Raw genomic sequence first — 13,925 nt, 5'->3', positions numbered from 1 at the left:
GCCTGTGCTGGATGGACGCACTCGGTGACACGGGCGACGGGTGAGCGGCTGAAGCCCTACACTGTATCCCAACTTCAGACAGAAGCTCTATGCCGCACCATTGGGGATGGGTTGCCGCCTGGGCGGGCCTGGCTGTCCTGCCCGGACTGGGCTGTGCCTTTGCTGCCGAATTGCCTCCCGCCGGTCAGTCGTGGTGGTCCCACGTCCGATTTCTGGCGGACGACCGCCTCGAAGGCCGGGCCACCGGCAGCGCTGGTTACCGCGAGGCGGCCCGCTACGTCGAGGAGCAACTGCGGCGCGCCGGTGCCCAACCCGCTGGAACGGCGGGCTACCTGCAGCGGGTGCGCTTTCAGTCGCGCACGCTCGTCGAATCTCAATCGAGCCTCACCCTGGTACGCGACGGCCTGGCAATGCCCCTTGTGATCGGCGATGAGGCGACGGTGAGCCTGCGCTACGGCCTGACAGGCCAGATCAGCGCACCGCTGGTCTTTGTCGGGTATGGCCTCACCGTGCCCGAAGAAAATTACGACGACTTTAAAGATCTCGATGTCAGGGGCAAGATCGTCGTCGCCCTGGCGGGCAACCCACCCGGCATCGCCAGCGCCCTGCGGATGCACTACGGAGCGACCGCCGAGCGCTGGAAATTTTTGAAGCGGGCCGGGGCAGTGGGCCTCATCGTCGTCCAAAATCCGGGATCGATGGAAGCGCCCTGGGAGCGCACGAAGCTGTTGCGGGTGCTCCCGTCCCTGGTACTTGCCGATCCGGCGCTGCAGGACGCGCCCGATCTGCCCCTGCTGCTCTCGCTCAACCCGGCGAGCATGGACCGGCTGCTCGCCGGCTCGGGCTATACCTTCTCTGAAATTCTCGCTTTTGCGGATCTGGGGCGGCCACTGCCAAAATTCACTCTGCCCGTCACCCTCAAAGCCAGGCTCGTCTTCAAAACCGACACCCTCGAATCGGCCAACGTCGTCGCCGTTCTGCCTGGGCGCGACCCGGTGCTCAAAAACGAGTACGTCGTCCTTTCTGCCCACCTCGATCACCTGGGGGTCGGCGAGCCGGTAGCTGGGGATCGGATCTACAACGGGGCGATGGACAACGCTGCGGGCGTCGCTACTTTGATCGAGGCGGCGCGCCGCCTGCAGAATCGTCCCCCCAGGCGCTCGGTGCTTTTTCTTGCTGTCTGCGGCGAAGAAAAGGGCCTGCTCGGATCGAGATATTACACCCGGCGGCCAACGGTGCCCGCAAATCAACTGGTGGCCGATCTCAACCTCGACATGTTCTTGCCCCTCTACCCGCTCCGGTGGCTCTCGGTCCAGGGGCTGGAAGAATCCAACCTTGAGGAACCCCTGCGCCAGGCTGCCGAGGCGGAGGGCGTCACCCTCCAATCTGACCCGGAACCTAGCCGCAACGGCTTTATTCGCAGCGACCAGTACAGTTTCGTGCGCGCAGGCGTGCCCGCCCTCGCCTTCAAGTTCGGCTACCAGAGCGGATCCCCCGAGGAGCGCCAGCAGAAAGAATGGCTGCGCACCCGCTACCATGCCCCCTCCGACGATGCGGCCCAATTTGTCGATCTCGAAGCTGCCGATCGCTTCAACCGGATCATCGAGGAGGCGCTGTTGCGCATCGCCAACCAGGACGAGCGGCCCCAGTGGAGCGCCAACAGCTTCTTCAAGCAGTTCGTCGAATAGCTGCCCACGCATAATTTTGCGCTATTGCTTCTAGAGGAGTTAAAAGCCGTACTTCGTCTTTTGATTCTCGAACGCAATCACTACTTTGCAGGGAAGCGTGCGATGCAAATTCTCCCCCTTGACCGCCTGGGTGCCCGCGAGGTAGCAGATGGCGTGTTCCAGTTCGGCCTGCTTTTGCCCTGGGTTTCTCAGAGCGATGGAAACCGGCTCTGGGTCAAAATTATTCACGAGGACGATCAGTTCTTGCAGTCGGTTCAACCGCTCGCCTTCGAGATGGCTCATTCGATCGACCCGGTGTACGGCGACTACTGGTCGGTACAGGTCAATCTCAAAGCGGTGCCAAAGCCCAATCCCCAATCGCCCTGGGGCGAAGATGGCAAGTACATCTATCGTTACTTGCTGCAGAATCCGAATCGCTCCGAACCCATCGACTTCATCATCGATCCGTTCGGGCGCGAGTTTGGCGTCGGTCGCCTGTCCGCCTTCACGATGGGCTATCAGCCCTACAACTGGAGCGAGAAGGAGGCGAACTGGAAAACGCCCGCCCTGACGGATTTGATCATCTACGAGCTGATGCTCGAAGAATTTGCCGACGACCTCGATTGCGCCATCTCCCGCCTCGATTACCTGAAGGATCTGGGGATCAACTGCATCGAGGTGATGCCGGTGGATCACGTCTCCAACACCGTGGATTGGGGGTACCTGCCCATCGGCTACTTCGGCGTAGACGCCCGCTTCGGCAAGCGCAAGGACTTCCAGCGCTTCGTAGACGAGGCGCACCAGCGCGGTATCGCCGTGATCCTCGATTCGGTCTACGGCCACACCAGCGAGAGCTTTACCTACTTTTATGTCTACGACCAGCTGGGCTATCAGCAAAACCCGTTTATGGGCAGCTACGCGAAGGACTACTTCGGCCAGAGCACCGATTTTAACCGCACCTTCACCCAGGATTTTTTCTTCACGGTCAACTACCACTGGCTCGACTGCTACCACGTCGATGGCTTTCGCTACGACTGCGTGCCCAACTACTACGAGGGTGCCACCGACAGCGGCTACGCCAATCTCACCTACAGCACCTACGAACTTATTAAGGCCAAGCAAACGGCGTGGCAGCGCTTCTTCGATTCGCAGGCGGATATTCGCTGTATCCAGTGCGCCGAACAGCTCGAAGGACCGATCGATATTCTCTACAAGACCTACAGCAACTGCACCTGGCAGAACGAAACCCTGGGAGCGGCCCAGGCGGTGGCCGGCGGCGATCGAGGCCGGTTGTACGACCTTGGGATGCAACTGGGACTTTCTGGCTATCCCGCCCAGGTGAGTGTCAACGGCGAGACGATCGAGAAAACTGCCCTGCAGTACATCGAAAATCACGACCATTCGCGCTTTGTCTGCAACTTTGGCATCGTCCGGCGCGACGGAGGCGACGAGTTCAGAGAGGGCAATCGCGGCCTCTGGTACAAGGTGCAGCCCTACCTGATCGGTCTACTCGCTGCAAAAGGCATTCCTCTGCTCTGGCAGGGCCAGGAATTTGCCGAAAACTATTACGTCCCAGACAGTGGCTTAGGCCGGGTGCTCCTGCTGCGGCCCGTGCGCTGGGACTACTTCTACGATCCGATCGGCAAAAAAACGATCGCCCTGGTGCGCAAACTCCTCACCCTGCGGCGCAGCCTTCCCCAACTGCGATCGGGCGGCTACTACTTCTACAACGACTTTGGCCTCTATCAATCAAAAGGGCTGTTGCTCTTCTCCCGCAGCGACGATAGCCATTTCAGCCTGATCGCCCTCAACTTCGGCGACAGCGATCAGAGCGTCGATTTCTGGTTCACCGAGAGCGGCAGCTACCGGGAGGAGTTGCACGGCGAGGCCAATCTCACCGGCGTCGCAGCCGGTAGCCCGTGCGCCATCACGATCCCGAGTAACTACGGTCGGATCTGGACAAGACAGTAATTTTCGATAGTTGAAGTTTTTCCCTAAACCGTAACGGCTGCCGGCAGCCAGAAGACGCACCCGATCGGTCGTCTGTCTGCCGCCTGCTTTTGCTCCCTCTTGTTTGCCTTCAGTGTGGTGCTATGCCTGACGAGGAAGACTACTCCCCGAGCGAGGATACCGAAGAGGACGAAGCCGCCTCCCCCGAGGAGCAATCCCCTGCTTCTGAACTCGAAGCAGACATCCCCAGCGATGCACCAGCCGCTGATGACACTGCCAGCGCTGTCGCCGAAGCTGACTTTGACACCGACGATACGGCCTGGGCAGCAGATGACAGCACGGACTGGAGAGCCGGAGACGATGAGTACAACTTTGCAGCCGACGCGACTGCCGATGTGGATTTTGACCCCGCCGACACAGCAGAAGCCGACCCGCTCTTCTTTGACGACACTGCAGTAGACCCGAGTGCCTTCGACGACAGCAGCCTCAATTCATTGAAATCCCAAGATCTTTATATGGAAAGTGTTTCAGAAATTCTCACGAAAATTTGGAATACTTGCGAAATGTGGGTTTCAACTATCGAACCGCGTGTGACGCTGCGCGATGCACTGCACGACCGCGCTGGGTTAACGAGAGCGCGAACTAATCTGCTAATCTTTGCTCTTTCGTTTCTGTAACCCATCCAGCCAGACTTATAATGACACCCACTAGCGGGATAAAGCCAATTAGAAACAAGAGTTCGATCGTAGTTTGTAGGGCGTTCGCTCTTTGAGAAGCAGCGTACCCGACTAGAAAAGGTCCGGCTGCTGTAATTACCCGTCCGACATTGTAGCAGAATCCTGCCCCGGTTGCCCGTAGCCGAGTTGGAAATAGTTCGGGTAAATAGTAAGTAAAGCTACTCAGCACCCCAAACACGACAAGACCCAGGACAAAATATAATCCCGACCACACTTGTAGATTAGCAGGTACTTTTGCTCCGAAGGTAAATAGCATCGCGATCGCAGACAGCAAAAAGTAGATCACGAACATCCACTTTCGCCCAAGGAACTTGGCAACTGGAACGGTCAACAGCGTTCCCAACAGCCCACCTGCCGTAAAGCTATAAGATGTCGTCGTTTTCCATTGTTCGACGAGCAGTTGTATGGGTTTTCCATCTGTGATGTTTTGCGCTTTGGCAGCGGTTTGTGCCAGTCCTGCAGCAATCACAGGGATAAAGGCATTGCAATTCCACCATGTCAGCAAGGCAACGACTGCGATTGAAAGTCCCCCCAACGTCCTCCGACGATAGTGGGGCGCAAACAATTCACGAATATGGGCAGTGCTCTCTTTTTCTATGCGTTGCCATCGCTCCGGTTCTTTAATCAAAAATCGAATCGCGATCGCGAGAGCCGATGGAATCAAACCTGTAAAAAACACATAGCGCCACGAAATCTCTGGACTCCCCGGTAAAATAACTCGCGAAAATTGATCACTCACAAAAGCAGCCAGAAACAGTCCCATCGGCGTTGCTGTGTAAAGCAACGCTCCTGCTTCGATGCGCCGTCGTTCTGGTACGACCTCTGCGACCATCGCGGCTCCAGCTGCCCATTCTCCACCAATGCCTAGACTGGTAACGATGCGGCATCCCGTAAAAACCCAGATATTGGGAGCAAACCCAGAAGCAAAAGTTCCTAAAGAGTAGAACAAGATGGTAAGCAACAGTGTTTTAGTACGTCCAATGCGATCTCCGAGCATTCCAAACAAAACGCCGCCCGCCGCCCATCCTAATAAGAGAACTGATGTTAACAATCCTGTCCAGTAGAGCGTGGGTGCGCTGGCTTCAGGAGAACCAATGGTTAGCCCCAACAAAGTGGGAACACAATGCGGGGCCACAAAGTTAAAGAGTAACCCGTCAAAGGCATCAAAGCCCCACCCTAACCAGGCAGCAAGTAAGACTGTCCACTGATAGCGACTAAGATGTAACATAATCGGTACTGAAGTCCTCAACTTGATTGCTTCTTTACAACTTGAATTCCACGTCATTCTTAAGATTGATCAATGGTAGTTGCATTAGATGTTCCTGAGTTCTATGAATTGAAAATATATCATTCAAATATAAAAAGATACTTGGACAAGCTATGACTTGTAAACCAAGAAACCCGCGATCGCATCTCGAAGTGCTTCCGGCTCATCAGTCCGAATTAAATGACCACTATTTTCAAAGATTCTGAGATCAGCATTGGGAATTTCTCTGGCAATTTCTTCAGAGAACTCTGGGGGGCAAATCCAGTCATGCCGTCCTCCAATGACTAAGGTGGGCGACGTAATTTTATGCAACTGGTTCACCACATCATAAGAGCGCAAAAAGCCACCAAAGGCAACGTTAATTGCATCGGGAGAGAGAATCGCTTGATCCGATAATTTCGGTGGTGAGTTGGGGTCATAAGTGAAAGAGTACAGTGATGCCATCACTTTGAAGAACTCACGCAGTTGTTCCTCATTCTCGAATGCGCCGTCCCAGAGTCGGTGAGCGATCGCTTTTTGTTCTTCAGTTCCTCGTTCTGCAAGAATCTCCTGTGCTCGCTTTCTAAAACGGTAACTCGCGACCGTGGAAATGACAATCAGATGCGAGACCTGCTGAGGATAGCGAATCGCATAGGAAAGAGCAACCATACCACCATAAGAAGATCCAACAACGATGATTTTGTCTAAACCCAGATGTTGGCGTAGCGCCTCCATATCCTCAACATTGTTATCCAGCGTGTAAGTTTCTTTGGCTCCTCGCGCCGATCGTCCTTGACCCCGATGGTCGAAATAGATCAGTTGCAGTTTACGGCTGAGCGGCGAGAAGCTGGGTTTGTAGGAAGTATGGTCAGCGCCTGGTCCACCATGCACGAGAAAAGTCGCTGGCTGCGATCGCAATCGCGAACCGTCGATGACGAGTCCTGCCCCTTCAACGTCAAAGTAAAGCTCTGTATCTCGTATCTTTGCTCGCATCTGCCAATTCTCCTCGAACTCTCCGGAGTGATTGCTTAAAACAGTACGGACGAGACCAATTCGTTCGTCACCTTAAAATCTTTGCAACAGAACCGCAAATAAGACCGTCCACTGATAGCGAGTGAGATGTATCATAGTCGAGAAAGTATGATGAGTTTCAATGTTTGCAAAACTTACGCGACATCAATCACGATTTTGCCGAAGAGGTCTGGCGATGACTGCGCCAGATAAGCCTGCTTAGCGTCTTCAAAGCGGAATCGTCGGTCGATGGGCGGTTGAATCTTGTATTGGTCGATCGCCTGCACCATTGCTTCATACATTTCTGCACTACCCACGGATGTACCACGAACAGTCGCATTTTTCCTCATCAGCGTGGCAAATTCTAGCGGACCCTGATCGAACTGATACAGCCCAATCAGAACCACTTCACCCCGATAGCGGAGTGCTGTCAGCGACTGGTTAAGCGTTCCTGTCCCAACCACATCCACTACCTTGTCCACACCACCCGTCCGCTCCAGCACTGCTTTGCCCCAGTCGGGAGTGCTGCGATAGTTGATTCCATCACTCGCACCGAGTGCTCGCCACCGATCTAGTTTGGCATCCTGGCTCGATGTCGCAATCACCTCAGCCCCGATCGCTCGTGCAAACAGCATGGCAAACAGAGACACACCGCCACTGCCTAACACTAAAACCTTGTGATCAGGTTGAACGGGATGATCCTCATTAATTGCGTTCCATGCCGTCAGTGCCGCACAAGGCAAGGTTGCAGATTCAGCATAATCCAAGCTTGCGGGCATACGCACGACGCGATCAACAGGTAGCACAACATATTCAGCCAGCATTCCATCTTCATTCATCGCGCCTAACCCAAAGCTGTACTCGCTGCTAGGCGCTCCTCGCAACCATGCAAAATATAATCCTGTCACGCGATCTCCCACTGCCCAAGTCGTTACTCCGGCTCCGATCGCGTCGATCTCACCCGCTCCATCTGAAATCGGCACAAGATCTCGGTTCGATCGAGATCCCCACTCTCCGCTGAGTACAATTTGGTCTCGATAGTTGAGCGATACCGCATGAATGCGAATACGAACTTCACCGGCTCCAGGCTCTGGTGTCGGGACATCCTCAAGCACAAGTCCCTCTAAATCCGTCGAGCCAGCTTTCAAAATCCAACGTTTCATTTCAATCTCCTATTTGAGCGTTTTCTCAGTATTCGCTGTTTTTTACCTTCGATTCCCCAGCGTAGATTCAATCCAATTGATTCACTAGCTGGCATAATCAGCATAAACTAATGAAAAATATGCAGTAACGAAGCGAGATGAACTGAACGACTGAGCCACATTCGTCGTTGTTGCTGATGATGGGCAGCAATACCAAAACAGTTGTTAAGCGCGTTTCACGGCTTCAACGATGCTGCACATTGACTCAGTGGGAATCACTTGCTTCAGTTCAAACCCACTTGATCGCAACAACGATCGATATTCTTTCTCCGTCCGTTCCTGTCCACCCGTCCCCGTCATCATAAGTACGTCAAGAAACTTGGCTGGAGAAGGTTCGTTACCCGGTGGAATAATGCTTTCGACCAGGAGTAACTTGCCGTGAGTTGGCATCGCTTGGTGACAGTTTTTCAGAATAATCGAGGACTTTTCATCATTCCAATCGTGCATGATCCAACGCATCAAGTAAGCATCGCCTCCGGTCGGTACAGACTCAAAGAAGTTGCCCGCAATGGGTTGAATCTTTTCGTCTACATTGACCGTCTCAATGACTTCAGGCAGATCGAACAAAATGCCTTTGAGATGAGGATGCGATCGCACAATTTCAGAAATCAAGCTGCCCTGCGATCCCCCAACATCGACGATGGTATTGAATTGGGAGAAGTCATAGGACGCTGCGACGGCTTGTGCAACCGGAGTTCCTATATTGGTCATTGCCTGAGAAAAGATCTGACCCGCTTCAGGATGTTGAGCATAGTACTCCCAGGCCGACATTCCGGCTGCGGCATCGAACGCGATCTCACCTGTTTTCAGGCTATGTAACCCGTTGATCCATGCTAAAGAATGGTCATCTCCCATCTGTGCGAGCACCAGATACCGCATGGAACCCGGACTATCGCTTTTGAGCGTTGCAGCTAAGGGAGTCAGCGCAAAACACTGATCCGAGACTTCGGTAAAGATGCCCACGCTGGCTAAAGCCCGCAGGAGCCGATAGAGCGATCGCGGTTCCGTATGGGTTGCTTCTGCCAGTTGAGCGATCGTCTTTGGCTGATCGTCAAACACATCGGCAACCCCGATCTGAGCCGCCAGATAAATCGAGCGAGCGATCCAAAAGCCCCCAATTAGATCAAACACGGTTTGTTGGGGAGTCACTTCTACTGTTTCCATCTCATTGATCCCTAAATACTAAGTTGTGACGATGATGAGAAGTCTGAGCAGCAATTTGTTTTCACTTAGAGGGAAGATGTTGCCTTCATTCATGATCGAAGAACTTCATCCAACAAAGCGAGCCATTCCAGCACGCCCCAGCACTTTGAGCAGAAGATGGGGACTGGGGACTCAGCTTATTGCGGATGCCAGGGATAAAAGAACTGTGTCCCTGTTCTAGAGCGCGAAGTCCAGCAACAGCCACCTGCTCTGGAGGAGCCGCCTGCTCTGTGGGAATGAGTGAGCCTGATGCCAACATTGCGGTTCGGGTGGAACCTAGACAAAGTGCCATGACTCGGACTCCTCGATCGCCATACTCGACCGACAAGGCTTTCGTTGCCGCATAAACTGACTGGTAAGGCATGGCAAAAAATGCCCCTAGTGATGCCACATTCAAGACCGCTCCGGTTCCACGGGCTAACATTGCTGGAATAAAGGCATGGGTCAAGTCCATCATTGCTACCATGTTGAGCCTCATCATCTGATAAGTTTCCAGCAATTCACTCTTTTCAATTGGAGTGAGTGATAAGCAACACGATCGATGTCAATCGTGTTGCTTATTGCTCAAAAGGATTTGCAACAGAACCATGATTCGTTAGATTTTATGGAGCAATGATGGATTGCGTTAGCCATCCAGCAGATGACCGCTATCGACCGCTTCAACAAAAAATATTTGATGCTTGGCTGCCACTGCTTCAAAGCGTTGCACCGCTTCGGGGGTCAATGGGCGAACCTCGTCCTCAAGTCTCACTAAGACTCCAATCTCATTGAAAACGGCTTCATGGTAGTAGGTTGACGTGGAAAGGAATCTTGTCGGTCGATCTGAATGATTGGTCCAGCCGTGCGGTGCGTTGATTGGCGCATGCACGCTCTCACCTTCATGACACCTTAGCCACTCCTGCCGGCTATCGCTACCAATCCGTCCAAAATCCAGAGATCCGTCGAGTACATAGAAGAACTCCGCATACGGGTGAATGTGCAGAGGAATGCCTTCTCCCGGAGCCAGTTCCACCTCGTAAACGCTGAAGGCGTAGCCCGTGTCTTTAGCCTTGATCTTCCACGTCATCCGTAGGCCAAGGACTTCCATCAACTCTCCCTCATCTCGATAAATCTTTCGCACATTGTGATCCGCTAGTGCGGCGGAGTAGTCAACCTTCATAATCAGTCTCCTTTTATTGTTTTGCAATCAGCATTTGGACTAAACCACTAGCACTAAAAGTGCATAGGTTCCTGTGTGGGCTGAAAGCCCAAGTCAACTCATTCCTGCATGACGCACTGAGTCGTCAATCCGATCCTCTTTACTCTCATGACTGTACGCAGGCGCTAGACCCACCTCAACTCGCACGATTGACGCTCATCGCCCTGATAGTTGCTCGAACTTTTCGGGATATCTCGCCCCTTGCACTGTGATCTGAGCGGCGGCGGTATCAATCTCACGCAGATCCTCGGGCATAAGTTCAACAGAGATTGCCCCGATGTTTTCATCTAAGCGATGCAGCTTCGTTATGCCTGGAATCGGAACAATCCACGGCTTCTGAGCGAGTAACCAAGCTAGCGCGATTTGCGCAGGTGTCGCCTGCTTCTGGTGAGCAATGCGGTTGAGCAAATCGATCAGGCCCTGATTTGCTTTGAGCGCGTCCGCTGTGAAGCGCGGTAAGGTGTTGCGGGCGTCGGAACCGTCAAAGGTTGTATTGGTGTCGATCGCACCTGTGAGAAAGCCTTTGCCGAGTGGACTGTAGGGGACCAGACCGATTCCCAGTTCCTCAAGGGTCGGGATCACTTCTGCTTCAGGCTGTCTCCACCACAGCGAGTATTCGCTTTGCAGCGCAGTGACAGGCTGAACGGCATGAGCGCGACGGATGGTTTTTACGCCTGCTTCTGAGAGTCCAAAGTGTTTGACCTTTCCTGCCTGAATAAGATCCTTGACGGCTCCTGCTACGTCTTCGATCGGCACGTCTGGATCAACTCGGTGCTGATAGAGTAAGTCGATCGCTTCCACGTTGAGCCGCTTGAGCGAACCTTCCACGGCTGCCTTGATGTGTTCCGGTTGGCTGTCGAGTCCGGGTGAGCCCACCATTCCACGAGGATCTTTATCAGGGCTGAGGTCAAACCCGAATTTGGTGGCAATCACGACCTGGTTGCGGAAGGGAGCAAGGGCTTCACCCACCAGTTCTTCATTGGCGAATGGACCGTAAAGTTCAGCGGTGTCAAAGAAGGTGATGCCGCGATCGACCGCCGCCCGGATTAGATAAATCATCTCCTGTTTATCTTTGGGCGGACCATAGGCAAAGCTCATGCCCATACAGCCCAGCCCGATCGCTGAAACTTCTAAGTTGCTTTTTCCAAGTTTGCGTTTTTGCATGGTGACTTCTTGTTTGATGTCCATGTTTTTGGCTTGTACCAGTTGAGTTGGATATTCCGCTCGCTTGCTCTATCGATCAGGATAGAAATTTTTGAGGCAACAAAATTAACCTCGATGTCATTGCGGCGGTTCGTTGGCAAGGTGGTTATCTCATTAAATGAACCAATCCTCTTGTACAGAAGTCCAGAAGGTTTATTTTGTCATTTAAGATTACTTGCAACAGAACCCCTGGAGTTAATTTTGAGCAGTCGGACGGACAATGATCTCGCTCACATCGACGTCATCCGGCTGCTCAATCGCGAACGCAATCGCACGGGCGATCGCAGTAGGCGGCATCGCGAACTGCTCCATCGACTCAGCAATCTTGGTTTTTACTTCCAGATTTGTGATTGAGTCTGCGAGGTGCGTTTGGACAAAGCCTGGCGAAATGATTGTCACTCGTAGCCTGTCTCCAGCCTCCTGACGTAAACCCTCAGAGAGAGCACGTACAGCGAACTTTGTCGCAGAATAGACCGATTGGTTCGCGACTGTCTTCAATCCTGCCGTAGAAGCGATGTTAACAAAATGTCCAAATCCTTGCTTGCGAAAGACAGGCAGCGCTGCGGCAATGCCGTACAGAACGCCTTTAATGTTGATATCGATCATCTTTTCCCATTCTTCAACGCGCAACTCGTCGAGGGGAGAAATGGGAGAAACGCCAGCGTTGTTGATGAGAACGTCAAGCTTGCCACACTGCTCATGTGCCAATTTGACGAGTCTGGATACGTCTTCGCGCTGGCTCACGTCTGTACGGGCATAGGCAGCTTCACCGCCTGCAGTGTGAATGCGAGTCGCTAGAGCTTCAAGGCGATCTGATCGACGCGCTCCCAGGACGACCTTCGCACCACGCTCAGCAAGCAAGAGGGCAGTCGCCTCACCAATTCCGCTGCTTGCGCCCGTTATGGCGGCAACTTTACCTACAATTCCTGGCATGATGTTCTCAGGCAAATTTTGTTACAGCAAACTGGAGCCAAATCCTCAAGATAGGGATGAAACGGCTGAATCATGTTCCTACTTCCTTCAGGTCCTTCAGGTATCGAATCGTTTTAGTGAATCCTGTTTACACACTTGTTCACCGCTCACACGCAACACGATTTTGTCAAGATAATGCTGCTTTATCGCTTCTTGGGGCTGTGCCACTGCCTCAAGCGGAAACGTTTGCGCGATGTGAACTTGAAACTGGTCGATGCTTACTAAGCGGTCGAGCAATACTGGAGACGACGAGGTACGATCCCAATTCCGACAACCGCGACACGAATCAAAACTTCGCCCGCGTCTACCATAGGGACAGGTAAGCTGTGCAGCGTCAGTTTGTCGGAATTGCCGAACTTGCCAACAGCCATTGCTTTCATGGATGAGGAAGTGGTTGGCATCAGTCAGTTCTCCAAATCAAACGCATCTTTGATCGTCACAAGTTCACTATACGTTTGAAAAGCTTCGCTTGAAATACACAAACCTCGCCGGTAATTGCCTAATTCTCCAAGCACGATCGTTTTCAGCAGTTCTATAATCGTCGAGTAAGGTATTGAGCGATCGAGTTTCGACTATGATTGAAATCTCTCATTCTGACGTGATTGCAAATCAGTGCCAAGAACTTGCGACCCTGGTGCTGCGGCACACCGTGGGGAATGGTTTTCATCCAACTGCGATTGATCAGTTGGGCTTTGGGCGCTCTGATACAAGGTCTTCGGGAACCTACAGGATGGGTGAACCCCGCCTCTCCCTAGTTGTGCAAGGCAAGAAAGAACTGATGCTGGGTGAGGAAACCTATCCCTACCAGGCTGGGCAATATCAGGTTCTCTCGGTCACGCTACCGATCAGTGGCTGTGTGGTTGAGGCAACGCCCGACCAACCGTGTTTGGTGCTGACGCTGAGCTTAGACTTAGTGCAACTATGTGATCTGGTTGCTCAGATGGGTTTCAATTCAGCCAAGCAAGAGAACTCTATGAGGGGTCTATGGGTGAGCAACGCTGATGCGATGTTGATCGAGTCTATCCTTCGCTTAGCTAAGCTTTTAGAGACACCACAAGACATGCCGATACTAGCACCGATGCTGCTACGTGAAGTCTATTACCGTCTGCTGTCCGGTGAACAAAGTGAAGCCGTACGCCAGATTGTGACATCCGGCAGCAGTATGCAGCGCATTGCGTCAGCCATTCAACTGATCAAGGCTGAGTTTACTCGCTCGATGCGGGTCGAGGATTTAGCAAACCAGGTCAATATGTCTCCTTCGTCGTTTCACCAGCATTTTAAGGAAGTGACCTCGATGAGTCCGCTGCAATACCAAAAACAATTGAGATTGTTGACCGCACGGCAGATGCTGCTGTTTGAGAATGTGGATGCGACCCAGGCAGCTTATCGAGTGGGATATGAGAGTCCGTCGCAGTTTAGCCGCGAGTATGCCCGCATGTTCGGTGCGCCACCCATCCGGGACATTGAACGGTTACGGATGGGGAAGAGGAGTAGAGTCCTTCGTGCCGTAGAATCGCCCTCTGCCTGAACTTCATT

The 13,925-nt window shown here is 53.0% G+C and carries 12 protein-coding genes; 4 read left to right on the top strand and 8 right to left on the bottom strand.

Features of this window, described 5'->3' with window-relative positions; genetic code table 11:
* Positions 1-89 precede the first annotated feature (89 nt).
* From GKIL_RS06995 to GKIL_RS06985, 3 genes are all read left to right on the top strand, one after another.
* The gene (locus GKIL_RS06995) at positions 90-1,688 is read left to right on the top strand and encodes a M28 family peptidase (protein ID WP_023172784.1); all 1,599 of its coding nucleotides are present in this window, start codon (positions 90-92) and stop codon (positions 1,686-1,688) included.
* A 102-nt stretch (positions 1,689-1,790) separates the two neighbouring features.
* Positions 1,791-3,638 (top strand): alpha-amylase family glycosyl hydrolase, encoded by a 1,848-nt coding sequence (locus GKIL_RS06990; protein WP_023172782.1) that lies wholly within the window; start codon positions 1,791-1,793, stop codon positions 3,636-3,638.
* Positions 3,639-3,760: 122 nt separating this feature from the next.
* Positions 3,761-4,294 carry a hypothetical protein gene (locus GKIL_RS06985; protein ID WP_023172781.1) on the top strand — a complete coding sequence of 178 codons (534 nt, stop codon included), beginning with the start codon at positions 3,761-3,763 and terminating at the stop codon, positions 4,292-4,294.
* Here the strand turns inward: GKIL_RS06985 and GKIL_RS23470 are convergent.
* The 8 genes from GKIL_RS23470 to GKIL_RS06955 form a co-directional block, all read right to left on the bottom strand.
* Positions 4,260-5,582, bottom strand: coding sequence for an MFS transporter (locus GKIL_RS23470; RefSeq protein ID WP_071824792.1), 1,323 nt, complete (start codon positions 5,580-5,582; stop codon positions 4,260-4,262). The genes GKIL_RS06985 and GKIL_RS23470 overlap by 35 nt on opposite strands.
* A 150-nt stretch (positions 5,583-5,732) precedes the next feature.
* A complete protein-coding gene (locus GKIL_RS06980) occupies positions 5,733-6,593 on the bottom strand; it encodes an alpha/beta fold hydrolase (RefSeq protein WP_023172779.1) in 861 nt (286 codons plus the stop codon).
* A 173-nt stretch (positions 6,594-6,766) separates the two neighbouring features.
* Entirely contained in the window at positions 6,767-7,774 is a 1,008-nt protein-coding gene (locus GKIL_RS06975; protein WP_023172778.1) for a zinc-dependent alcohol dehydrogenase family protein, read from the bottom strand.
* A 204-nt stretch (positions 7,775-7,978) separates the two neighbouring features.
* A complete protein-coding gene (locus GKIL_RS06970) occupies positions 7,979-8,977 on the bottom strand; it encodes a methyltransferase (RefSeq protein WP_023172777.1) in 999 nt (332 codons plus the stop codon).
* 85 nt (positions 8,978-9,062) lie between these two features.
* On the bottom strand, positions 9,063-9,497 hold the full coding sequence (locus tag GKIL_RS23465) for an SDR family NAD(P)-dependent oxidoreductase (protein WP_081705188.1): 435 nt from the start codon (positions 9,495-9,497) through the stop codon (positions 9,063-9,065).
* A 144-nt stretch (positions 9,498-9,641) separates the two neighbouring features.
* Complete coding sequence (locus tag GKIL_RS22460; protein WP_023172776.1) at positions 9,642-10,175, bottom strand: cupin domain-containing protein; 534 nt, start codon at positions 10,173-10,175, stop codon at positions 9,642-9,644.
* Positions 10,176-10,370: 195 nt separating this feature from the next.
* Positions 10,371-11,378: an aldo/keto reductase gene (locus tag GKIL_RS06960; RefSeq protein WP_041244473.1), complete on the bottom strand. Its 1,008-nt coding sequence runs from the start codon at positions 11,376-11,378 to the stop codon at positions 10,371-10,373.
* 234 nt (positions 11,379-11,612) lie between these two features.
* Positions 11,613-12,350: an SDR family oxidoreductase gene (locus GKIL_RS06955; RefSeq protein ID WP_023172773.1), complete on the bottom strand. Its 738-nt coding sequence runs from the start codon at positions 12,348-12,350 to the stop codon at positions 11,613-11,615.
* A gap of 613 nt (positions 12,351-12,963) precedes the next feature.
* Here GKIL_RS06955 and GKIL_RS06950 point away from each other — a divergent pair.
* Positions 12,964-13,917 carry an AraC family transcriptional regulator gene (locus tag GKIL_RS06950; protein WP_023172772.1) on the top strand — a complete coding sequence of 318 codons (954 nt, stop codon included), beginning with the start codon at positions 12,964-12,966 and terminating at the stop codon, positions 13,915-13,917.
* Positions 13,918-13,925: the final 8 nt, after the last annotated feature.

The organism is Gloeobacter kilaueensis JS1, from assembly GCF_000484535.1.
Classification (GTDB): domain Bacteria; phylum Cyanobacteriota; class Cyanobacteriia; order Gloeobacterales; family Gloeobacteraceae; genus Gloeobacter; species Gloeobacter kilaueensis.
The sequence above is the reverse complement of the archived record's forward strand: the minus strand, read 5'-3'. Positions and strand labels throughout refer to the sequence as shown.

Coding starts and splice junctions, on each gene's coding strand:
- GKIL_RS06995 (WP_023172784.1), top strand. CDS start 90: ATGCCGCACCATTGGGGATGGGTTGCCGCCTGGGCGGGCCTGGCTGTC.
- GKIL_RS06990 (WP_023172782.1), top strand. CDS start 1,791: ATGCAAATTCTCCCCCTTGACCGCCTGGGTGCCCGCGAGGTAGCAGAT.
- GKIL_RS06985 (WP_023172781.1), top strand. CDS start 3,761: ATGCCTGACGAGGAAGACTACTCCCCGAGCGAGGATACCGAAGAGGAC.
- GKIL_RS23470 (WP_071824792.1), bottom strand. CDS start 5,582: ATGTTACATCTTAGTCGCTATCAGTGGACAGTCTTACTTGCTGCCTGG.
- GKIL_RS06980 (WP_023172779.1), bottom strand. CDS start 6,593: ATGCGAGCAAAGATACGAGATACAGAGCTTTACTTTGACGTTGAAGGG.
- GKIL_RS06975 (WP_023172778.1), bottom strand. CDS start 7,774: ATGAAACGTTGGATTTTGAAAGCTGGCTCGACGGATTTAGAGGGACTT.
- GKIL_RS06970 (WP_023172777.1), bottom strand. CDS start 8,977: ATGGAAACAGTAGAAGTGACTCCCCAACAAACCGTGTTTGATCTAATT.
- GKIL_RS23465 (WP_081705188.1), bottom strand. CDS start 9,497: ATGATGAGGCTCAACATGGTAGCAATGATGGACTTGACCCATGCCTTT.
- GKIL_RS22460 (WP_023172776.1), bottom strand. CDS start 10,175: ATGAAGGTTGACTACTCCGCCGCACTAGCGGATCACAATGTGCGAAAG.
- GKIL_RS06960 (WP_041244473.1), bottom strand. CDS start 11,378: ATGCAAAAACGCAAACTTGGAAAAAGCAACTTAGAAGTTTCAGCGATC.
- GKIL_RS06955 (WP_023172773.1), bottom strand. CDS start 12,350: ATGCCAGGAATTGTAGGTAAAGTTGCCGCCATAACGGGCGCAAGCAGC.
- GKIL_RS06950 (WP_023172772.1), top strand. CDS start 12,964: ATGATTGAAATCTCTCATTCTGACGTGATTGCAAATCAGTGCCAAGAA.